Genomic DNA, 22,369 nt, shown 5'->3' with positions numbered 1-22,369 from the left:
GCCAGCAGTCTTAATGCGTTTGGATTGCGCTTAAGCTTGTTTGTGTCCCAACTGTTGTACTTTTTGTAGCCATTTATTCCGTTTAATAGGATCAGAAGTTTTGATAATTTCGATATAGGTGACTTTAACCGGCGATATTCCACAAAATTGAAGGGTGGATCTTTTTAGTTGATTAACACTTGGTCTGCCGTAAACTAATGCATAATACCAACTTGGTTGATCGAGTGTTGTAATAATTCGGGCAGATTTTCCTTTTAGCAATTTGTCCCAAAAAAGAGAATTTTCGCGGTATTGAAAGGCCCGTCCAGGTAGAAATAGTCTATCGATAAAGCCCTTCATCAAGGCAGGAAGACCGCCCCACCAAACGGGATGTATCCAGACCAAATGATCGGCCCATAAGATGTCTTCCCAGGCAAGAAGTAGGTCCTGCTCAAGTTCTGTCCGTTTACGATAACCAAATTCAAGGTTTGGATTGAAGTCTAGGTCAATAATATGGATTGTTCGTACTGTAGCTCCGGACGCTACCGCAGCTTCTTGATAAGCATTTGCAATGCCAAAATTGAAGGATTCCCGATTCGGGTGACCATTGATAATAAGTATTTTTTTCTGCATGATGTCGTATTACATTACAAAAATACCGATAGAGCCACCGTCTTTATAGGACAAATGTCTAAAAAGAAATTTCGCTGCGAATACGACTTAAATGACGTTGTGTGATGCCTAAATAGGAAGCAAGATATTGTAAAGGAAGCTGTTGGATAAACTCAGGATGATCTTTGAGTAAATTGGCATAACGTTGTGATGCGGTTTCTTTTTGCAATTGAAAGACGCGTTTTTCCAGCTCAAGATATTGTTCCTCGGCAATCATTTTAAGGTACTTTGTCCATTTTAGGCTATTTGTAGCGAGTGTATCAATGGTGTTTTTTTTGATCGTCCATAGTTCAGCAGGGGTGATGGCCTGCATGGTCTCCGTACTCGGCCCGCCTGTAATAAAGGAGGAGTAGGCCGCTATCCAAGTATTGGGAAAGCGGAAGCAATAGGTAATATCTTCCTTGTTTGCACTGCTATAATAAGAACGGAAGATCCCTGATTGTATAAAAGCAACTTCATGACAAGGTTGATTCTCCTGAACAAAAAAGTCATTTTTGTTCAGCTTTCTGTATTCAAAAAGCTGAACAATCTGATTGATCTCTTCTTCCTCAAACAGACGCAAAGACCGAAAATATGCTGCTATCATGAAGCCCAAACTTAGAAAAATTGTTGTGTTTCTGCAACATAAATTCGATATGATTCAATCGACGCGATGTTTATTTTGCCGATTGACAATAGGTAGATTTCTAATTCGCATCGATTAGAATTGCCAATTGCAGGCACATTTGATCGGAGCGATTGCTCCATGCATGATTCGTGCCACGCTGGATGACAATATCGCCGGCCTGTAAAAGCGTTTCTTCTGTGTCTGTAATCAAGTAAATCTCCCCTGCAAGAATAACGATGTAATCTAAACTTGCTGTCTGATGCATGAGGGGATGAGGGGTGCCAATCGCTGTTTCTATACCAAGTTCCCGATCGGGTGGGATCTGTACATAGCGGAAGTACGTGCCATTTTTGATGACTTGGGGTATAGCAGTGTTTTCTATGGGATGCTCTTTCTCAAACTTGGCCGGCATTTGACTGGTTTGCCAGATATCGGAAATAACGAGATTGGGATAGTGCTCCGATACATTATCTACCAATGCATCCGCTTCGATAAAGGATTTGCCGGCACGTATGCCTGTCACGATTCGTCTAGGTATAGTTCTCATTGATTTTGTATAATTAATTTATTGCCTTGAGTCTGGTTGTTTTTCATAATCTACGTTATACTTTAATTTTTCATCTTACGCCGTTGTTATGACAAATCTACCTTTCGTTTGCTATATATTTGTTGGTAGTTAACAAGTGGTAACTAGTCGTTAGAAATCAATATGGGACAAGTTTTGGACGTAAATCAAATGCGGGAGACGAGTTGTACAGAAGAATTGCGCGCTATGCGTGACGCGCTGGATATTTTGGGCGGAAAATGGAAATTGATGATATTACGTTATTTGGCTAATCGGGAGTCGCAGGAAATCCATTTCAAAAAAATGGAACGGGAGATTCAGGGAATTTCTGCAAAAGTGTTGACGAAAGAACTTCGAGACCTTGAATTAAACTTGTTAGTCGCCCGTCAGCCAAGTGAAGACCCCGTAAAAGTGTTTTATAAAATTACGGCCTATGGTAAAAGTGTGTTCCCCGTCACCGAATCGTTGGTCAGTTGGGGTTTGGAATACCGAGAGAAAGTGAAACAGGAACTCGCTGTACTAGCGAAATAACAATTTATTCCGATTGAAGAATTAACTTTTTGATCAGTGAAATCTGACCAAGGTGATAATAGCTATGTTCGATTACACCTTCGATATTTCTGAGGTAAGATCCATACTTTTTATCAATAAATTGCTGATCGAATAGGTTTTCTTCAAATTGGGCAATGCCGTCGGCAAATGTTGCTGCGTTTTTTAGGAATCGATCTACTAGCGCATGCCAATCGGCTTTGGATCGGATAGGCGGGATATCAAAGCTATACTTATCGCTGATTTCCAATTTTCCGTGTTTAAATGCCATCAGTAATCCCTCGAGATAATAATTGATATGATAGGTTAGGGCAGCGATGGAATTCAGATCATTTATTTTGATTATGGCTTGTTCCCAGGTCGTGTTCAATAGTTGTTCCTGATAGTTGGTGTTGGCAATCCAACGTCCATTCAAAAAAACTTCGCGAAGTCTGTCTGCAAGAAATATACGTCTTTCCATTTTGTGTTAAAATTTTCCAATGATTAGTTTTTCCTGCCTTTTTGCCATTATTTACCCATTACAGCTATAGGAAGAATTGGTATTGATTTTCTAATTCCAATTTACATACAATTTTCCTATTCTTCATCTTTGGTTAATCTCTTGTTAATAAGACTTTTCTTTTTTTGTATAAAGTCATTGTTACCAAGATATCATGTTTGCACTAACCGGAAAAGATCTAAGAAATATTTGGGACCAATTTGTGGAAGAGGAGTGTGAAGAATCATTTTATACGTTATATAAACATTATTACCACTATCTCTCTTATTTGGGGCTAAAAAAGAAAATATCGGTACAGCGTGTTCAGGATAGCGTGAATGATGTGTTTCTACATCTATGGGAGAAAAAGTCTAGCAATCGTCAGATACGTAATCATCATAATTATATTATTACGGTTTTCTTTCAAAAACTTTTCCGCAAGGAATCACTGCAGCTGACAGATTTGGATTTTGTAGAAGAGATCCATGATCCGTCAATCCATCACTCTGTTGAAGACCAACATATCCGTGCGGTAACGACAAATACCGTAACACAGTTGGTTGAAGAGCATATGGAGCAATTAGGGACAAAACAACGACTGGTGATTTACCAACGATTTTTTTTGGATCTTTCTTATCAGGAAATCGCTGATGCCAATCAGGTTTCGATCCATACGATCTATAATACCATTTATAAATCCCTAGAAAAAATAAAAAATAATCTTTCTAGTGAACAAGAAATCTTTCTTAAAGTTGCCGTAGGGCTACTTTCTTCATTTTTATTGATTTTTTCTTAAAAACGAGTAGTGAAAAAATGACCCTACCCACTCTATTGTATAAATTACGATTAGAGTAGTATGAACGAACTTAATTTGCAAGCGTTATTGTTGGACGAATCTTTTGTGAACTATTGTAAGGGAACAAATAAAGAAGATATCGAAAAATGGGAAAAATGGTTACAAAAATATCCTGAACATAAAGCGTCCATAACGGAGTTGCAGGAAACCATTGTGGCAATGGGACATTATTCGGGCCAACTATCCGTTCAAACAAACTATGAGCGTTTGCAGTCTCAAATAAAAAAGCGCGCTAACCAGCACAGCTTCATAGAAATTGGTACGGCTGTCTGGTTAAAAATTGCGGCGCTCCTAGTCGTTGTTGGCGCTATCTCACTGTTTCTATTTAAACAACAGCTTGCTGAAGAACAGCCAAAAAACGTACAGCATATCGGTGCTCCGGGAAAGGATGATGCCTTATTGACACTAAAAGATGGCTCCGTTGTTTCCTTAGCTGATATAGAGAATGGAAGTGTTGTTGCACTTCAGGGCGGAGTAGAAATACAAAAGAACAACGATGGTGAATTGGTGTATAAGGCTGTTGAAAAGGAACGGATCGCCAGTACAGCAATGAATAAAATTGCGACGAATAGGGGAAATCAATATCAAATTATATTGCCAGATGGATCGAAAGCTTTTCTCAATGCAAATTCGACCCTGACATATCCTTTGAAATTTAGTGAAAACGAACGGCATGTCCATATGACCGGAGAGGTTTACTTTGAAATTGCAAAAATTGAGACTGGAATGGGAAAACGAATTCCTTTTTACGTGGAGACAACAAATCAAAAAATAGAAGTTCTTGGTACGCATTTCAATGTCAACGCATATGATGACGAACCTTATACAACAACAACTTTATTGGAGGGAAGTGTACGCGTTAGTTCGAAAAAAAGAAATGAATCGGTGCTCTTAAAACCAGGGCAGCGGGCCTTGTTAAATGAAGCCCTACGTGTAGAAAATGTCGATATTTCTCAGGAAGTAGCTTGGATAAATGGTGACTTTGTTTTTAAAGGAGAGGAGTTAGTAAGTCTGCTGCGTAAAGTTTCAAGGTGGTACAACGTGGATGTAGCATGTCCTGAACGACTTGAAAAGCTGAAATTTGATGGTATGGTATCGCGTTCTCAACCGCTATCTACCATTATTGATATGTTGCAAACAACAGGAAAAGTAAAATTAACGCTAAATGGAAGGAGGCTTATTGTGATAGATTGACCTATCTAATTTTTACGATAAGCTGGATAAAAATAACCAAAGGTGCTGGTAACACCTTTGGTCAATGTGTTAAGCTTATCGATCATGTTGCGATTCAATGATCATCAAATAATATTAACAACAACAAATATATGAGTTTTTATCAATGCATGCGTGTTATGAAAATCACCATGGTATTTTTAACTTGTTTGTTGGTGAAAGTCAGTGCGTTTACTTACGGTCAACGTATCACACTTAACAAACAAAATAGTCATATCCCAGCTATATTAAAAGAAATAAGGCAGCAGAGCGGTTATGATTTTTTTTACGATAATGGGCTCTTTAACCGAGCAAAACCCGTTAATGTCAATCTAAACAATGCAACTGTTGAAGAAGCATTGAATATATGTTTTGCAGGACAACCGTTCGGTTATGTTGTGAAAAATAAACTGGTTGTTGTTACGGCGCTTCGGACTGCGCTGGAAAAGCCCACCGATGTATTGCAACAGCGCTTGGTTGGTAGAGTTATTGATCAACAGACAAAAAGGACATTGGCCAGTGTTTCTATCCGTGTTAAAGGAACATCTGTAGGAACGAATTCTGATGCAAATGGAAACTTTTCGCTATCGATTTCTAAAATTCCTACTGTTCTCGTTCTTTCCTATCTGGGCTATCAGACCAAGGAAATTGAAATTAATGATGTGAAGGAAAACCTTGTCATTGGCTTGAGCCCTCTTGCCACAGCATTGGAAGAGGTCACCGTTCAGGCAAGGCGTAAAATGAACACTGAAACGGCCGTGCTGGAAGAACGTAAACGCGCTTCTATTGTACAGGATGCTATTTCGGCCGAATTGATTGAGCGTACGGCCAGTATCACGACTACACAGGCATTACAACGCGTTACTGGTGTTACGGTGACTGATGATAAATATGTTGCGGTCAGAGGGCTAGGTGATCGATCTGTGATCGGTCAGTTGAATGGCGTAAGATTGGCTTCTTCTGATCCTGACCGTAGTGCCATCCCGTTGGATCTCGTTCCGGCTTCCTTATTGGATAATATTACCGTTTATAAAACAGTAACACCAGATAAACCTGCCGATGCTGCTTCGGGTATCGTTGAGCTCAAAACGAAATCTGTGCCTGAGAAAATGACATTTGAGCTTATCGCTCAAACGGGGCTCAATTCGAACATTGGTTTGGGGGGAAATTACAACAGCTTTTGGAACAGTGAGATGGGATTATTGGGAACACGAATCAATAAGAAAGACCTTTCCTCGGATTTTCTAAATCTTGCAACGCAATATCCCAATGGATTAAGTTCTATCCAGGATATGATCGCCAATAGCAACTATAGCCCCTCAGGATACCAGGAGGTAAACCGGGTTAATACGATTATGAAAGGGTTTGATCCCGTTATGACGACTCGATACCGCCGCGCGCCCATGAATCAACTTTACTCGGCAACATTCGGTAATAGTTATGATGTTTTTGGAAAACACAAACTGGGGCTTGTTGTCGGAGGAAATTATTATAGAAGAACCGCTGATATTTATCAGGGCGAACTGACCCAGTATAGCATCTATCAAGGGGTAGTGACTGGTAACCCTGATATTTTTAGTTTTAGGAATATCCCTAATTATATTACACCGAATAGTCTTTTTATGGGGAAGTATCAAACTTATCGTGAAAATACAGGAACCGAAACACTAAACTATGGTACACTTGTAGGGGTCACCTACCGTTTTAATCCACAGCATGAGGTCAGTATGCAATATTTGGGAAGCTGGGGAGGAGAGTCTATTGCAACAAATTTAAATGGACGCTATGAGTATTCGGGCTTGCCTGGCGAAGTCAGAAGTACTATTCATTCGCTTAAACAGACTTTCCGTAATCTGAATACCTTTAACCTACAGGGCGAACATAAGTTTTTGAAAAATGAGCTCTCGCCTCGTTTGAGTTATAATGTTGCAACGTCAAAGTCCACGCAGAATGATCCGGATTTTAGATTTGCAAGTCTTGTAGACTACAAACCTCGGGGTGGGGGATGGTATCGACGTCCCATTATAGGTGAGCAGGCTCATTTTGATGACTATGTATATTCTGAACATCTCTATGCACTTACATCGGGCTATGTAAACGGATTTGGAAATTACGGTATTATTCAAGCTGAACCTAATGGACGGAGATGGCGGAATTTGAACGAAGATAATTTTAATGCAAAAGCTGATCTGAGTTTTCCTTTCAGGCTATTGGGCGAAAAACAGTTGTTTAAAACGGGATTTAATTATTTATTTAGGGATCGTAAATTTACAGAAAACCAGCTGTTTCTGCCAGGTTCAAATTTTACGGGCAATAAGGCCATTCCTTTATATGACGTCCAAGGCAATTTAGACCGTTTGGTAAGCAATGAAATTGTAGGTGTTGTATTACCAAAAGCAGGGCAGGGTGAAGGTATGATGCCAATAGGTGGTTTTCTATACAATAGCCAAAAATCGCCAAATAACTACAAAGGTTATTTTGAAACCAATGCATTGTATGGTATGCTGGATCTCAAGATTGCTGAACGATTCCGCATGGCTGGAGGAGTTCGGTTTGAGATGACAAATATTGGTTCGGCAGTGGATACTGCGAATGTATTTTTAGACCCTGCACTGACCGCAACATCTCCAGATGGTACACGTATTCCACTGGATCCGATTAATCCCAATTCTGTCTATAAAACAAAATATAAACCATTCTATTCTGTCAATGCAACCTATACGTTGAATGACAATATGAATTTTCGTGGGGCCTTCAACACGACTCTAGCGAGACCTGAATTGCGTGAGATTACCAATGTATTTGAATTTGATGCCTTTCAAATGGGCTTAGTTGTTGGTAATCCCAATTTGAAAAATCAATATACCCAAAATGCGGATTTTCGATGGGAATGGTTTCCTGCTAAAGGAGAGGTTATTGCCGTGTCGGCTTTTGGAAAGCGTATAGAAAATCAATTGGTTAAGGTATTTAATCTAAAAACTCAGGGGTTAGCTGCTACTTATCCGGAATTTCCAACCATCCAATTTCAGAATGACGGTAATATTGGTAAGGTATGGGGATTGGAATTTGAAGTTGTCAAGAATTTGGGAACCTTATATGATCCTTTAAAAAACTTGTTTTTGGGTACCAATCTTTTATTGGCACAAAGTGAAATTAAAAAATCTGAGGAGCGTTATGAAGCAAATCGTTCACTGGATAGATATACGCCAAAAAATAGTCCGTTGTTTGAACAGGCTCCTTATTCGATTAATGCTTGGTTAAACTATGATAACGACAAATCAGGAACCGATCTCACAGTGACCTTTAATATGGTTGGGGAACGCTTAGTCCAAATTAATCTGACAGGGGAACCGGATCTGTATACACAGCCCGTGCCTTACCTTGATTTTGTTTTTTCTCAAAAGCTCAATAAACGGATCTTGTTTAAAGGCTATGCCAAAAATATAATGAATCCTGCTATTAAAACTGTTTATGCAAATCCGCAAACCGGAGGAAAGTGGTATGGAAATGAGTATATCAACAGAAGTTATAAGCGCGGAGCAGAAATTATGATCGGTTTTACCTATAACTTATTTTAATCTAATGAAAATCAGTATGTTTAAGCGTGTGGGGCTTCGGTTTTTTGGTGTTACAGCTTTATGTTTTTTATCCTTTGTTTCTTGTAAAAAGGAAAAACTGGATGTGATTAATGACAATCGTCCTGTAACTGAAAACCGGCCAAATTCAAATACTAGAATTGTTAATCTATCTGACTTTAATCAGGTTATTGCTAATGGCGACAGCTTGACAAGTTTTGTTGTGTTGCATCCGTTAAATCCGGGGAATCATAAATATCCTGGAACGTCATATTTCCCAACAGACGGACGTTTGACAAAGACATGGACAGTTCCACAAGATCTTTTTGATCAGAAAGAAGAGGCAGACCTTACGTTTGCAGCTCGCTTTTATCAGGGTTTTGGTTTGAACCATGATTTTAAAGTCAAGGTTGACAATAGTTATGAGCAACCTAAGGATTATTTTTTGCTTCCTTCTTTAATCATGAATGGTCAACCTGAAGTTGTTGCATTAACGAGGGCTATGACTAGTCCCAGTAAGCCGGACCATTTTAAGATTCGGATTGTTAACCTAGCTGGAGCGATCAAAAACCCTTCCAACGGGATGGGTGGTGCACAGGAGAATCTCGTTGGTGCAATATCGTTAGCTTATGCTGATGGTACTTTGGTTGATCAAAAAACGAATGATATTTCTGTCGCACGTCGCAATTCAGACTATATTGAACTGCCCTATGGGACCTATCAGTTTAAAATATTGTTAGCGGATGGCAGACCCCTCCCTTCTTTGGGCTCAGGGCGGTTTGAGTATGGGCTTATTGATTTACCGACTTCCACCATTCCAAAAGATTATGCAAAGTCTACTAATTTTGCTTATGCTCCGATTCAGGATTTTCAACCTGGTGGTGTTTATACGATCGTAGTCACCCCGCAGCGATTTAGTTATTTCTCAAATGAGATGAACGAAACAGCTGAGGCCTATCAAAATTCGTTTCAGATTATCACAGACATTGCAGCGCAGGTTAATCAAAGTTATTTGAGGATACAAGGTGTAAATGCATATAAGGATCAATCGATAGGGTTTAAGGTCGATGGAAAGGTTATTGCCAGTGGTATCGGATTTGGAAAAGGAAGTAATTATAGTGTGTTTACCCAGAAGCAATATGATATAGAGGCTATAGATGCAACTGGAAACGTACTTGCGACGATTAAACAGGAATTGCGGAGCAATCAAAATTATACGTTATGGCTCTATCCTGATCTAAATGGAAAGGCTCAGTTGCTTCTCATTTCCAATGATCTGAGTGGTACGCTCCCTTTACCGGCTGAAGACGATGGGACATACAGCCGGCTAGCTTTTAAATTCTTCAACTTTAATCGCTTTTTAAATCTATCGGCAAGCAATCCTTATATCACCTTTACACTGCCTAACGGACAGCCTTTCGGGAACAGCGGTAATGTAAATCTGCAACCTGGGATCCCTTCAATTAATATGCCTTATACCAATGTAAATATTATGACGAATCCCTATGCAATAATGGCTTATCGTTCTAAACCAGACGTAATACCAGGTGTCTGGGCCGACGATATTGACGTATTGCAATCGACCGAGTTTATAGCAAATAAATCGCTGTATACAACCATTGGAAGGCCTCTGCCAGCATTTGAGCCAGGAATTTATACTGTAGCGTTGATTGGGAAAAGTGGTTCGGGATCGTCCGATAAGGAAAAAGCGCGAATGATCATTATCAAACATAATAAATAATGAAAAAGCAAAATATATCAAATCGTATTTGGCTATTGGCCATTTTTATACTATTGCTTGCTTCCTGTACGAAAATTGAATATACACAGATTGCCGAGCCGGCTTATCTACGTGTTTTTAATAATGTCAATTACGTACAGACTATGGGTAGCAAGGATGATAAAGTACCCTATTTCTGCATGCTTATCAATCCGAAAATAGGATCTGATGGAAAATTTACAGGAGCGGAAATTGTAGGTGATTTCTTGGATAAAAGAGATCCTTATGCTCCCCCATATCCTTCTCACATCGGGAACAGTACAGACCCAAGCAATCCCGAATATCCAGGAAAGGAAAATGTCCTAGTCGGTCCTATTTTAAACGGATTTGACTTAAGTAGCTGGGCTCAGGTACCCTCAGGCGAGGTAAGAGTCGTATTTGCGTATCGTCCAAAAAATACGGTACCCTTCTTTGAATTGGAAGATCGTTTGAAAAATGACATTCTGATTGACACGGTGATCAATCTTCAAAGTAAAGAAGTTTATACACTCCATCTTTTGCAAAGGGATTTTATAAAGAAGGATCATGGAATCTTATTGAGACATGAAAATTTCTATAAGCTCCCATTATCAGATTCATTGGTGTATGTAAACTTTTACAATATGAGTGCAAAAGGGTTCTGGGAAGCTGATGCAAGCTTAAAAGATGATGATTATAGGTTGAAAAGCTTCAAAAATGGTGTCAAAGAAGAAATGAATGTGTTTTTGTCACTTTATGAAAGTCAGGAAGAGCTCAGCCATTATGCTGCGAAAGTAAATGGTTACCAAGGGCGTTTTTTGACAACCGTTAAACGTAATACAAGTTCAAATGAAGTGAATGCATATGCAAGTTTTCCGTTATGGGCGAGTAGTAAATCCAACGGTATCCGCACAGCTATTTGGCAACGATTTGACTTTTTTACACCTGGAATGGACCCCGTCACGAATCCATTTTATGATAGTGAGACAAACACAGGTAGCAACTGGGCTGTACTTAATTGTCTCCTGAACGGAAAAGTAGGGTTGACCAGTAATGAAAACGGAACACTGCTTCCAAATTTGTTGGTCAACGTACATTCGGGAAAGGATAATCCACGCACTTTCGCAACGGTCAATACGATCGAAATTGTCAATGGTCGCGTCTACCTAACTACCATACAACGAAAATATGCTCCACCTATTTACTAAAATTAGCAGAAATGATTCAATATAATAGCAAAATAGAACAGAAGGTATCATTGCTTCATGCTATGGGCTGGTTTTCTACGTGCTTATTTATTTTGTTGCTACAAGGCTGCAAACATGATAATCTCACGGTGCCCCAACCTAATGAAAATATACGACCGGCGGCCGATTTTATTCATAATAATTATGAAATGCGCCTCTTTGACGCGGCGCTGGAGAAAACGGGTCTGAATGTCGAACTAAATGGCAAAGGTCCATTTACAGTTCTCGTACCAAACGATCTCGCTTTTAATGAGATCGGTGTGTTTCGTCCAACCGATTTTGATCGAATGAATAAGGATAGTTTGCGGAGACTGATTTCCTATCATATTCTCCCAAGGCGCCTTTATGTGAGCGATATTCCGAGCAACTCGGTGGATTTTAGGTATGCAACACTCGAAGGTTCCGAATTGTACGCCTCAATCGGTTCTATCTCACCTGGGGCTACTACTCCAACAAATATGCTTTTTTTTAGCGGAGCGAAAGCGATCCGCAAAGACGTGGTTTTATCCAACGGAGTGTTGCATGTGCTGGATAAGGTAATGAAACCACAATTTGAGAAAAATATTCAGGATTGGCTCAGTGACAGGAAAGACTATACTGTTTTTGTGGCTGGACTGAAGAAATTTGGTCTGTGGGAACAGCTGGCTGAAAAAGGCCCATTTACGGTATTTGCACCAACAAATGAGGCCCTAGAAAAGAGAGGAGTTACGATGGAATTTTTGGATAGTGCTGTTCCACAGAATTATGTCGCTGAGGTATTGTTTGGTGCCTACATCATGTACGATAAACATTTTTTTATATCGGATTCGCAAGTTTTTACTGTCATTAATTCGAATGGTAATTACAAATACCACTTGAAAGATAAAGTACATTATATGGAATATTTTGCCAACGAAGTCTATCCGACCTGGAAATTGAGTTATAATATGAGACTCCGGGACAATGATACTTTCTATTCGATTATACTCGCTGATGTAACTTATGATGTCGGCGCTAAAATGGACTATTTGTGTAGTAATGGTCTGGTACATGATTTAGATCGAGGGCTGGTGAGCCCAGATCAAGCGATAAAAAAAGGAAAAGATGAAAAATAAATCAATAAATGCCGTTTGGTATATGCTGTTGTTATGTACTACTGCTTTGTCTGTACTGTTATCTTGCCAAAAAACTGAGTTCATGCCGGAGCTTGTGGGGGAGGAAGTTCCCTATAAAAACGAAGCTTCACAGGATGTTACGCAACTATTGACAAAGCATAACGAAGCAAAAGTTTTTTTAACAGCATGGCAGAAAAGTAACATTGTAGCACTGATCAAGGCTGCTGGAGTCAATACAAAAGTGACCGTATTGGTGCCAGCCGATAATGCGTTGAAGCAAGTTGGAATAACACTAGAGACTGTTCAAAAAATGACTACTGAGGAAGCTGCCGATTTCGTCCAATTTTACAGTTTTTTAGGAGATCTTAACCAAATTAAACTTGGTAAATATAGTCTCATGGTTCGCTCGATGTTAAAAAATCAAAATTACCGCGTACCTTTTTATGATAATACCGAGCCAGTTGGCAGACGTTACGACATCTATGCTTATCGTCATTATCTCGCTGTGAAAGATGGCGATTTGCTAGTCAATGGTAAGTCTAAAGGAAAATTAGCTTATGAACCCGCGACAAATGGCGGTATCTATATGTTGGAAAAAGTGATCGAAAAGCCTACTATGACCATATTGGAGGCGCTAATAGCCGATGGAAGGTTTACTTTTTTTGTGGAATCCCAACGTTTGTCCGAGGAAATGTTTTATGAAAAAATGTTGGATGATATTGAACCTCTATGGGGATATCGTATGAGTAAAGAGGAATTTTTGAGCTATTATCCAGAGGCCAGAGTTCCCTATCAACGAGGCTGGGATATAGATAGGGATCCATTTTACAATGAGATACCTAATATTAACCTGACAGCCACCTTTGCACCAACAGATGATGCCTTTCGAAAAGCAGGGTTTAAAAGCGTGGCCGATATTTTGGCTTTTAATGCTAAAAGGGGAGATGTAAGATACGACGACATGTATTTTGAACCACGTGGAGCATATCCGACAGATACTTTATTCAGTTTTCATCGCAATTGGGGCAGAGTGTTTGCAACTAAGGATCCTGCATATGGCATAGCGCTATCTAATAATACCGTCTTTTATAGTAATGATCTGGATCCTGCCTTGTTAAACGATTACTATGTGAATATAGGGGGGAATAGTCAGGTTCAATACGCTTATAAAATGCCGTTAGCTTTTTCTAAAAATGGAAACCAGATCCAAATGAAAATCAAAGAAGCCGAGCAAGCACCGATCAATATTATTGAGACAGATATCAATACGGTCAATGGACCGATCCACGTTGTTGATAATCTACTGCTTCCAAAAGGATTTAAACTTAAATAAAAGATGAGACGACATAATTTTAGTTATAGCAAGTGTAGCCTATTTTTGCTGACGATCAATCTATTATTTGCTTGTAAAAAGGAAGAAAACACGACGAATTTTGATAATAATAAGGTCAACTTGGTCGTTGCTGATAATTTTAATTTATCGGTATTTAATGCTGCATTACGCGTCAGTAATATGGATAAGGAGTTGCAAAAGGGCGAAGGTCCCTATACTTTGCTTGCTCCATCCGACAATGCCTTTGGAAAGGCGGGGTATCCAACTGTCGTGAGCATGCTGTCTGAACGCGCAGCGATAGTTTCTAATATCGCTAATTATCATATACTGGATGGAAAATATGAGCTCAATAAGCTTCCTTTTCTGTTCAATCAAGAATTGAAAACACGTCGCGGTAAGGTTTATGCCACACATTGGGTAAAAGGAGCTGATACAGTACTGACACTGAATGGAGCGCGTATATTGACACAAAATTTGCCTGCATCTAATGGACTGATTCAAGTGCTCGACCGCGTTATGACTCCCTATGTACATGATAAGATTGTCGATGCTATCAACGCAGATGCGAGTATCAGCATATTTGCTCGTGCTATAAAAAGGACCGGCATTTTATCCGAAAAAACAAATCAGGGAGCCTATACAGTTTTTGCACCAAATAATGCTGCAATGACTCTGCTGGGATTTCAATCCGTGCAGGATGTGGAGCTGGCCAATTTAGACGATCTGAAAAAATTAGTCCGCTATCATATTCTCCATGACCGTCGTTTTGTGTACGATTATATCTTGAGTACGGGTAATACAAATATGTCTAAGCAAACCATGCTAGATGGTAACAGTGTAGAGATTAAGTTGGTTCCAAATACCAGCTCTCCGGGCTCTTTTAGCGGTATAACACTTCGGGGTTTGGGAAATACAAATGATGTCTTATTACAGAAACAGGATATCCTTACCGGAGATGGGGTACTACATATTGTTGATCAGGGGCTCCGGCTAACACAGTAATAAGAAGATTTATCTAACGAATTAATGAAACATAGCAATGAATAGATATCAATATGACAGTATATGCTTAGGAAGATCAACCATGACTTTCTATCCTATAATGTCAATACTAAAGCTAATTTTACTCTTTTTGTTTCTTTTGCAAGCGATCAATTCTTTTGCGCAGGAAACTTCGGGTACAATTAACGGAAAGGTGCAAAGTAGCAGTGGAACTCTTGTGGAGAAGGTGACCGTTACTGTGATACACACACCGACGGGGACCCGTTATGTGCAATCGACCGATAAAGATGGACGTTTTACTTTAAATAATATTCGTATTGGAGGTCCATATACAGTTGATGTAAGTAGCATTGGATTACAAACAGAACGTAAAGAAAATATATTTGTGCGTTTGGGAGAAACCTTGCAGACGGATTTTATTATGCAACAGCGTAATGAAACACTTAGTGAGGTCGTTGTGACTGGTCGGAAAGCTGATACAAGGGCAGGGACAGTAGGGACCGGAAATCATTTCAGTGGCGAGCAAGTCAGGAATATGCCTACAGTCAACCGTTCGATTACCGATGTAACTCGGCTTACACCGCAAGGAAGTCGCGATAATAGTTTTGGTGGTACAAACTTTAGGTATAATAATGTCACGATAGACGGTGCCATCAATAATGATGCAATAGGTTTTAGCCCCTCTCTTGGCGGACAAACGGGGACCTCAGGAATGGCGGGGAGCAGTACAAGAACAAACCCCATATCAATAGACGCCATTCAGGATATGCAAGTATATTTGGCTCCCTACGATGTCAAGATTGGAAATTTTACAGGCGGCTCGGTCAATGCTGTCACTCGAAGTGGTACAAACCAAGTCGAAGGTTCGGTTTACGCCTATGGACGGAATGCCGCATTAACGGGTAAGGACCGTGTGGGAACTTTGGGGAAAATGAATAAAGATTTTTATGATTATCAAACAGGTTTCCGAATAGGGTTTCCTTTAATAAAAGATAAATTATTCTTTTTCAGTAATGAGGAGTTTACCAGGCGCCAAGATCCTACGCAGTTGCGTGTTGGGACTATCGAAACAGCTCAGATTCTGGAGCAGCGCGATGTAGAAGCAATAGCCGAAGCCGCTCGTTCTCGCTATGGTGATATTTTTAATATTGGAACCGCAGGTAATTATACAAATTGGTCCCGGTCAACCAAGTTTTTCAATCGTTTAGACTGGAATATAAATGCCAAACATCAGTTGGCAATCCGTAACAATACAATCTTTAGTAAGGCAACTCATATGGATCGGGATCAACAGGATTTTCGATTCAGTAGTATGGCCTTTGAACAAGAGAACAACCAAACAAGTACCGTTGCAGAATTGAAAAGTAGATTTAGTAATAATCTTTCTTCCAATATTGTGTTGGGATATACACAGGTAAATGATCGACGTGATCCTTTAAGTGATCCTTCCTTACCTCAGGTACAGATACAAGGACGTACACCGGGCACAACAATTTATCTTGGAACTGATCGTGAAGCTAGTATATTTAACATGCGACAAGGTACCTGGGAGATTACGGCCAATCTAAATTGGACAAAAGGTAGGCATAAATTGTTATTTGGAACACATAATGAGCTTTATCGCATTCGGTATGGGTTTGTTAACAGTTGGAATGGCCGGGTTGATTATAATAGTATTGCAGATTTCGTCGCGAATGTTCCGTATCGCGTAAGAGGAAGTTACAACTATAAGGATAATTCACGTTCTTACATTTTGGATCATCCCGCAGCTAACTTCTCTGTTGATATGTATAGTCTCTACATTCAGGATGAAATCCGTATAAATGATCGTTTCCAAATTATACCTGGACTCCGTGCGGATTTGGCAGCATTGCCGACAATGCCGACACGAAGTGATAAAGTCAATGACATGTGGTCTGACCCCACTTTTGGTACAACCTACACCTATACGCCACCGAATCGGTTAAGAAATGAGTTTCTAAATAGAATACAGTTGTCTCCGAGAATTGGCTTTCGATGGGAGGCAATGGACAATAAGCAACTGACTGTACGGGGTGGCGCTGGTTTGTTTACAGGACGTATACCGTTTGCTTGGTTGGCTTATGCATACTATAATACGGGTAACAGTTATGGTGCTTTCGATCAAAAAGCAGATCAGAAACCATTTGCACCTGGGTCTGACCCTATAAAGCCAAGTCCGAATGGAATAGGTGAATTTATAGCGCAGAATGGCGCTGTCATTAATGATCCAAGTACCGGAAAAACGCAGGTTGATCTGGTCGATAACAATTTTGTACTGCCGCAGGTGCTGCGGTCCAGCTTGGGTATAGATTACAAGGTTGAAAGCTGGAAATTTACGGTTGAAGGTATTTATACAAAGAATATTAAAGATGTTCTATTTCAGCAGCTGAACAACAAGGATAACCCATTATGGTATGGGTATGACGTCAATAAACAACAACCTGTTTATAGCGGTACTGTGGATAATCGTTTCTCAAATGTATATCTTCTGAGTAATACCAATCAGGGGTACCGCTACAGTATAACAGGGACCATTGGGAAAACGATCAAAGAAAAATTGAATGCTACACTGAGCTACACCTATGGAGAATCAAAGGATTTAAGTAATGGCGTACGTAATTCTATGGAAAGTAACTGGCAACTGAATCAGTCACTTGTCCCTAATAATCCAAAGTTAGCTTACAGCAATTTCGATATCCGTCACCGTATCGTTTCGAGTATAAATTACGAACAAACTTGGCGTAATGCAGGACGTACGAATTTTACCTTGTATATCAGTGCACAATCTGGAAGTCCATTTACCTATGGTATCGTCAATAACAGCATACAAGGCTTGCCACAGCAAGTAAGTTTGGTTTATATTCCAAGACCGACGGAAGCAATTCATTACTTTAAAGATCTTGCAAATGGTCTTTCTGCGCAGCAGCAAGCAGATGCTTTTAATCGGTTCATTAATGGTAATGATTATCTGAGCTCCCGTAGGGGTGATTTTACAGAGCGTAATATGGGACGTACACCATGGAATGTACAGGCAGATCTTCGAATTGCACATGATCTCTTTCTTCAGAAGTCAAAGAAACAATTTATAACATTTTCGGTCGATGTTATGAACTTGACTAATCTAATTTCCAAGAAATGGGGTATTCAGTATTTTTCACCCAATACATTTAATTCGACGAGTAGTGTGGGCCTTACCCCATCATTATTTCCGCCGAGGCAAAATGCTGATAGCTGGCCCGTATTTACCTTTAGTGATCCTGGGCAACCTTATAGCATCGATTATTTTAACTCAAGAGCACAAATACAATGTGGGGTTCGATATACATTCTAGTTTGGTCATTTGGGAAAAACCTAAAAGGATAGCGGATATATAGTTATAAGAATTTATTCCAATGAAAAATACAATTAATCTAGTCATCATATCTATATGGATGGCTATTGCGACGATCAGTTGCAGTAAAAAGGAAGAATTGGTCGATAAAATTCCGGCTAAAGTGGATAGTTATTACCCTAATTCTGGTAAAGCTGGCACACTAGTTACGATTGAAGGACAGGGCTTCAGCGGGGCAATTACAGAATTCTCTGCAACAGTTGCAGGGAGTTCGGCAGAGGTGATTAGCGCTACTCCAACATCGGTTGTTTTACGTGTGCCAAAAGGTGACAAAAGTGGAGGAATTGTCTTGAAGTATGGAAGTAATAGTTTTGATGTCGGTACTTATACCTATCAAGATCTTTCAGTCTCAAAAATTTTTCCGACAAATGGTACAGGAGGCACCCAGCTACGGATTGATGGGGAGGGGTTTGGTAGTACCGATAAACCTGCAGAAGTCTATGTTAATGGCAAAAAAGCTTTGGTTGTAAGTGTTACAGATAAAGTAATCGTTGCAGAAATTCCCGAAGATGCGGGGTATGGTGCTGTAGAAGTTCGTGTGGATGGTAAAAAGTCGCAAGGACAGAATTTTACTTATCAGGTCGTCCGCAGTATTAAACCATTAACAGGTGGGGCGGGAACCAAAGTTACCCTAATGGGTGAAGGCTTCGAAAAAGCCAGTTCGGGGAATATCGTTGATTTCAATGGAAAGATCGCGGTCGTATTGGAATCTAGTCCTGAAAAAATTGTCGTAGTGGCTCCAGCTGGCGTCAGTACAGGACTTCTATCTGTGAATATCAATGAACAGAAAATTTCGGGTCCGAAATTTACGGTTGTAGGCAAGCCTGAAATCGGCGCAGTCTCTCCTTTGAGTGGCCCAAAAGGGGCTGAAATGACAATAAGTGGGCTATTGTTTAGTAAAGAACTTGACGAAAATCAGGTTTTTATAAATGGAAAGCAAGTTGCTGTTTCTTCAAGTAGTGAAAATCAGCTGAAGTTGATCATTCCTGGTGGAACTGGATCTGGAAAGGTAAGGGTTGTAGTCAACGATCAATCCGTGGAAGGACCACAGTTTAAGGATCAGACGCTTGGTATTCATTCTATAAGTCCAGACAATGGTTTGGCGGGAACAAGTGTAACCCTATTGGGAACCGGATTTAGTACAAATGCTGCCGAAAATAGGGTTTATTTTAATGGTGTTTTGACCCCTGTGACAAGTGCTAGTGAGAATAAGTTGGTTATGGAGGCACCACAGGGTGTTGCAACAGGCGAGGTAAAGGTAATCGTTGGCAGTCAAGATGCTTTAGCACCGCAGCCGTTCCGTCGCGCAGGTGTAATGACATTCGTTGGGGGGCCAGGAAGTACGGTATTCGGCAACAACCTAGCTGGAATGGCGATAGATGCACAGGGAAATTTATATGTCGCAGATCCAGAAAATAAACAAGTTAAAAAGATATCCCCGACTGGAAGTGTATCTATCTTACAAGTAGATGGTACCGATGCTGTGTTTGATTATCCTACAGGCATAGTTGTTGACCCGCAAAATAATATTTATGTCAGTGATCAACGAACGAATCAGATTTTTAAAATTACAGCTGCGGGCAAACGCACTGTATACGCAAAAGGATTTTCTCCGGGTTCAATGTGTTTGGATCTGTCAGGGAATTTATATGTCGCAGTAGCTGGTTTTGCGCAGGGTATAAACAAAGTCAACGTGGCTGGAAATTATACTAAGGTACCCGGACCTAGTTGGGTAATGGCTAAGCCCTTTGTGGATAGTCAAGGAGTTTTATATTATTCGGATCAGAACACGAGCAGCAATAACGGGATCGAAATTGTAAGACCGGGTGATACACGTGGCGAACGTTGGGTTGGAGGTTCGGATGCGGGCTATCAAGATGGGATTGGAACGAATACATATTTCAACGGAATAGGCGGTATCACAGCAGGATTAAATAATAGATTGATTGTTGCCGATAACTACAATTATGCTATTCGGGAGGTCAATATGTCGACACGAGAAGTGACTACTTTGATAAAGGGAACGAATGGATATGTGGATGGGACTTTATCGACAGCACGGTTTGGTCTTATAAAAGATGTGGTAATAGATAAAGATGGTAATATCTATCTTCTGGATGTTGGTAATAAAGCTATTCGGAAACTGTTTCTGAAATAACAATTGTACATAAATCCCCGATGCAATCGTATTGTTTTTTAGGAGATCCTTTCTTTGAAAATAATGCGGAGAATGTGTCGGGGATTTTTATGTTAAAAATGAAACGATACTTTTAACTATTGTGGCAAATTGACAATGATTAAAGTGTATTATTCGCAAGTAAGAAGTCTCCGTAGAAATCGGGGATTTTACTCTCGTAAATTGCATTTGCGACAGCTATTATTGGGTAATCTACTTTAACGATCTCGGCATTAATTTCTTTATCAGATAAGGTTATTATTGCGTAGGTCGCTTTTCTGTCTTTTTCTTTACTACGCCCGACTGAACCACCATTGATAAACAAGACGTCTCCATCCTGTTGAATATAAGAATGGTGTGTATGTCCCATCACCAGAATATCGATTGCTCTTTGCTTTAATTGGGTCGATAGAGCATGCTTTGGAGTTGATTCATGGATGTATTCGTCATTGCTTTGGAGACTGGCATGGACAAGAAGTATTTTCCTGAGACTCGTCCCAAGCTTGAAGGTTAGTTCAATGTTGTAGGGTAATGTTGCTAACCACTTTTTATGAGGGGTCGATATCTCTTTTTTACTTAGGTTGATGGCGATTTCCCGATTTGAAGTCTCTATTACATCATGGTGTGGTAAAGGGATAATGGCTTCGTCAAAAGCAATTCTCTGGTCATGGTTTCCTAGTAGACATGGAATGTTTTTTTCTTGTATTCTGTCAATGACTTCATTCCCCCAGGGAGCGAAATCAACAAGATCACCTAAGCAGTAGATTTGTGTTAATCCTCTATTTTTGATATCTGTTAATACCGCATCCAATGCAATTAAATTGGCATGAATGTCACTTATTATGGCAAGTTGTATCATATTCTTATGCTACAAACATAATCATTCGGGTAATCAGTCAACGTACAATTTACGAGGTAAGGAAGAAAATGATAATAGCATTATAATTTTTAGGCTAAAAGGGGAGAAATTGGTTGAAATTGGTGAAGAAATACTTTAAAATAAGCACATAGCTAATAGCCTCAGCTATGTGCTTATTTAGGTGGTAGGTTACTAAAGATTCATCCCGCCGGATACCTCAATACGTTGTCCGTTGATCCATCTTGCGTCTTCGGTACAAAGGAAGGCAACCACACCGCCGATATCGTCAGGTACACCAGCACGTCCTAAAGCTGTAACAGCTGCAATATGCGCATTTGTTTCTTTGTTATCCCGCACATGTCCGCCGCCAAAGTCTGTCTCGATTGCACCGGGAGCGACCACGTTTGCTGCAATACCACGGGGACCAAGTTCTTTGGCAAGATACCTCGTCAATACCTCGATTGCTCCTTTCATCGAGCCATAGGCAGATGATCCCGGAAATGCAAAACGTGCGAGACCAGAAGAAATATTGATAATACGTCCACCATCGTTCAAATAGGGAAGAACTTTCTGCGTGAGAAAAAATACTCCTTTATAATGGATATTATAAGCTGTATCGAATTGCTCTTCCGTAGTTTCCATGAAAGGGGCGTATAATGCTGTTCCGGCATTATTGATTAGGAAATCGAAGTTTGGTTGTCCTGTTTCTTGTTTTATATGCTGTGTAACTCGTTCGATGAAGAGATCAAAAGACTGCACATTGCCTGCGTCTAATTGGAATGCGGCAGCCTTTTGTCCCAAAGACTGTATATGTGAAACCACATGATCTGCTTCTTCTCGATTACTGTTATAGGTTAAGATGACATCGATTCCTTTTTTCGCGAGATTAATTGCCATGTTTCTACCTAAACCACGGCTTCCGCCTGTTACCAATGCTATTTTATTTGTAGCCATTTTAATTTGTTTTAAAGATCCAACAGTACAAAGATCCTCCGAAAAGTTGAACTTTTCCTTG

17 protein-coding genes are annotated in these 22,369 nt (G+C 39.9%); 11 read left to right on the top strand and 6 right to left on the bottom strand.

Annotation, left to right across the window (positions count from 1 at the left end):
- Positions 1–30 precede the first annotated feature (30 nt).
- The 3 genes from ACHWSC_RS21025 to ACHWSC_RS21015 all read right to left on the bottom strand — a co-directional run bounded on the left by ACHWSC_RS21025 (position 31) and on the right by ACHWSC_RS21015 (position 1,805).
- A complete protein-coding gene (locus ACHWSC_RS21025; protein ID WP_394678063.1) occupies positions 31–612 on the bottom strand; it encodes an NAD(P)H-dependent oxidoreductase in 582 nt (193 codons plus the stop codon).
- Between the two features lie 58 nt (positions 613–670).
- On the bottom strand, positions 671–1,237 hold the full coding sequence (locus tag ACHWSC_RS21020; protein ID WP_394678062.1) for a Crp/Fnr family transcriptional regulator: 567 nt from the start codon (positions 1,235–1,237) through the stop codon (positions 671–673).
- Positions 1,238–1,337: 100 nt separating this feature from the next.
- Positions 1,338–1,805: a cupin domain-containing protein gene (locus ACHWSC_RS21015; protein ID WP_120335398.1), complete on the bottom strand. Its 468-nt coding sequence runs from the start codon at positions 1,803–1,805 to the stop codon at positions 1,338–1,340.
- A gap of 162 nt (positions 1,806–1,967) precedes the next feature.
- Here ACHWSC_RS21015 and ACHWSC_RS21010 point away from each other — a divergent pair, with 162 nt between their 5' ends.
- Complete coding sequence (locus tag ACHWSC_RS21010) at positions 1,968–2,354, top strand: winged helix-turn-helix transcriptional regulator (protein ID WP_394678061.1); 387 nt, start codon at positions 1,968–1,970, stop codon at positions 2,352–2,354.
- Positions 2,355–2,358: 4 nt separating this feature from the next.
- Here the strand turns inward: ACHWSC_RS21010 and ACHWSC_RS21005 are convergent, their stop codons facing one another.
- Positions 2,359–2,832, bottom strand: a complete 474-nt coding sequence (locus ACHWSC_RS21005) for a DUF1572 domain-containing protein (protein WP_394678060.1) — start codon at positions 2,830–2,832, stop codon at positions 2,359–2,361.
- A 193-nt stretch (positions 2,833–3,025) separates the two neighbouring features.
- On the opposite strand from ACHWSC_RS21005, the gene ACHWSC_RS21000 reads away from it, so the two are divergent.
- From ACHWSC_RS21000 to ACHWSC_RS20955, 10 genes are all read left to right on the top strand, one after another.
- Complete coding sequence (locus tag ACHWSC_RS21000; protein ID WP_394678059.1) at positions 3,026–3,646, top strand: RNA polymerase sigma factor; 621 nt, start codon at positions 3,026–3,028, stop codon at positions 3,644–3,646.
- Between the two features lie 60 nt (positions 3,647–3,706).
- Positions 3,707–4,900, top strand: coding sequence for a FecR family protein (locus tag ACHWSC_RS20995; protein ID WP_394678058.1), 1,194 nt, complete (start codon positions 3,707–3,709; stop codon positions 4,898–4,900).
- 131 nt (positions 4,901–5,031) lie between these two features.
- A complete protein-coding gene (locus ACHWSC_RS20990) occupies positions 5,032–8,496 on the top strand; it encodes a carboxypeptidase-like regulatory domain-containing protein (RefSeq protein WP_394678057.1) in 3,465 nt (1,154 codons plus the stop codon).
- A gap of 4 nt (positions 8,497–8,500) precedes the next feature.
- Complete coding sequence (locus ACHWSC_RS20985; RefSeq protein ID WP_394678056.1) at positions 8,501–10,234, top strand: DUF4397 domain-containing protein; 1,734 nt, start codon at positions 8,501–8,503, stop codon at positions 10,232–10,234.
- Positions 10,234–11,439, top strand: a complete 1,206-nt coding sequence (locus ACHWSC_RS20980) for a hypothetical protein (protein WP_286735862.1) — start codon at positions 10,234–10,236, stop codon at positions 11,437–11,439. Before ACHWSC_RS20985 ends, ACHWSC_RS20980 begins: the two co-directional genes overlap by 1 nt.
- 11 nt (positions 11,440–11,450) lie before the next feature.
- Complete coding sequence (locus tag ACHWSC_RS20975; protein ID WP_286735861.1) at positions 11,451–12,572, top strand: fasciclin domain-containing protein; 1,122 nt, start codon at positions 11,451–11,453, stop codon at positions 12,570–12,572.
- Positions 12,562–13,905: a fasciclin domain-containing protein gene (locus ACHWSC_RS20970; RefSeq protein ID WP_286735860.1), complete on the top strand. Its 1,344-nt coding sequence runs from the start codon at positions 12,562–12,564 to the stop codon at positions 13,903–13,905. Before ACHWSC_RS20975 ends, ACHWSC_RS20970 begins: the two co-directional genes overlap by 11 nt.
- A 3-nt stretch (positions 13,906–13,908) precedes the next feature.
- Positions 13,909–14,907, top strand: coding sequence for a fasciclin domain-containing protein (locus ACHWSC_RS20965; protein ID WP_088160484.1), 999 nt, complete (start codon positions 13,909–13,911; stop codon positions 14,905–14,907).
- A 100-nt stretch (positions 14,908–15,007) separates the two neighbouring features.
- On the top strand, positions 15,008–18,259 hold the full coding sequence (locus ACHWSC_RS20960) for a carboxypeptidase regulatory-like domain-containing protein (protein ID WP_394678055.1): 3,252 nt from the start codon (positions 15,008–15,010) through the stop codon (positions 18,257–18,259).
- A gap of 61 nt (positions 18,260–18,320) precedes the next feature.
- Positions 18,321–20,477, top strand: a complete 2,157-nt coding sequence (locus tag ACHWSC_RS20955; RefSeq protein ID WP_394678054.1) for an IPT/TIG domain-containing protein — start codon at positions 18,321–18,323, stop codon at positions 20,475–20,477.
- 139 nt (positions 20,478–20,616) lie between these two features.
- Here ACHWSC_RS20955 and ACHWSC_RS20950 read toward each other — a convergent pair whose 3' ends face one another.
- Both ACHWSC_RS20950 and ACHWSC_RS20945 read right to left on the bottom strand, forming a co-directional pair.
- Entirely contained in the window at positions 20,617–21,354 is a 738-nt protein-coding gene (locus ACHWSC_RS20950) for a metallophosphoesterase (protein WP_088160487.1), read from the bottom strand.
- A gap of 192 nt (positions 21,355–21,546) precedes the next feature.
- Positions 21,547–22,308: an SDR family NAD(P)-dependent oxidoreductase gene (locus ACHWSC_RS20945; protein WP_286735859.1), complete on the bottom strand. Its 762-nt coding sequence runs from the start codon at positions 22,306–22,308 to the stop codon at positions 21,547–21,549.
- Between the last annotated feature and the right edge of the window lie 61 nt (positions 22,309–22,369).

Origin of the sequence: uncultured Sphingobacterium sp. (genome assembly GCF_964277905.1) — a bacterium.
Lineage (GTDB): Bacteria > Bacteroidota > Bacteroidia > Sphingobacteriales > Sphingobacteriaceae > Sphingobacterium > Sphingobacterium siyangense.
This window is presented reverse-complemented; position numbering and strand designations above follow the sequence as displayed.

What these genes read in the sequence shown, in the direction of transcription:
- ACHWSC_RS20965 (WP_088160484.1), top strand. Translation starts at nt 13,909, where the DNA reads ATGAGACGACATAATTTTAGTTATAGCAAGTGTAGCCTATTTTTGCTG.
- ACHWSC_RS21020 (WP_394678062.1), bottom strand. Translation starts at nt 1,237, where the DNA reads ATGATAGCAGCATATTTTCGGTCTTTGCGTCTGTTTGAGGAAGAAGAG.
- ACHWSC_RS20960 (WP_394678055.1), top strand. Translation starts at nt 15,008, where the DNA reads ATGTCAATACTAAAGCTAATTTTACTCTTTTTGTTTCTTTTGCAAGCG.
- ACHWSC_RS21010 (WP_394678061.1), top strand. Translation starts at nt 1,968, where the DNA reads ATGGGACAAGTTTTGGACGTAAATCAAATGCGGGAGACGAGTTGTACA.
- ACHWSC_RS21015 (WP_120335398.1), bottom strand. Translation starts at nt 1,805, where the DNA reads ATGAGAACTATACCTAGACGAATCGTGACAGGCATACGTGCCGGCAAA.
- ACHWSC_RS20995 (WP_394678058.1), top strand. Translation starts at nt 3,707, where the DNA reads ATGAACGAACTTAATTTGCAAGCGTTATTGTTGGACGAATCTTTTGTG.
- ACHWSC_RS20985 (WP_394678056.1), top strand. Translation starts at nt 8,501, where the DNA reads ATGAAAATCAGTATGTTTAAGCGTGTGGGGCTTCGGTTTTTTGGTGTT.
- ACHWSC_RS20980 (WP_286735862.1), top strand. Translation starts at nt 10,234, where the DNA reads ATGAAAAAGCAAAATATATCAAATCGTATTTGGCTATTGGCCATTTTT.
- ACHWSC_RS21025 (WP_394678063.1), bottom strand. Translation starts at nt 612, where the DNA reads ATGCAGAAAAAAATACTTATTATCAATGGTCACCCGAATCGGGAATCC.
- ACHWSC_RS20970 (WP_286735860.1), top strand. Translation starts at nt 12,562, where the DNA reads ATGAAAAATAAATCAATAAATGCCGTTTGGTATATGCTGTTGTTATGT.
- ACHWSC_RS20975 (WP_286735861.1), top strand. Translation starts at nt 11,451, where the DNA reads ATGATTCAATATAATAGCAAAATAGAACAGAAGGTATCATTGCTTCAT.
- ACHWSC_RS20950 (WP_088160487.1), bottom strand. Translation starts at nt 21,354, where the DNA reads ATGATACAACTTGCCATAATAAGTGACATTCATGCCAATTTAATTGCA.
- ACHWSC_RS20945 (WP_286735859.1), bottom strand. Translation starts at nt 22,308, where the DNA reads ATGGCTACAAATAAAATAGCATTGGTAACAGGCGGAAGCCGTGGTTTA.
- ACHWSC_RS20955 (WP_394678054.1), top strand. Translation starts at nt 18,321, where the DNA reads ATGAAAAATACAATTAATCTAGTCATCATATCTATATGGATGGCTATT.
- ACHWSC_RS20990 (WP_394678057.1), top strand. Translation starts at nt 5,032, where the DNA reads ATGAGTTTTTATCAATGCATGCGTGTTATGAAAATCACCATGGTATTT.
- ACHWSC_RS21000 (WP_394678059.1), top strand. Translation starts at nt 3,026, where the DNA reads ATGTTTGCACTAACCGGAAAAGATCTAAGAAATATTTGGGACCAATTT.
- ACHWSC_RS21005 (WP_394678060.1), bottom strand. Translation starts at nt 2,832, where the DNA reads ATGGAAAGACGTATATTTCTTGCAGACAGACTTCGCGAAGTTTTTTTG.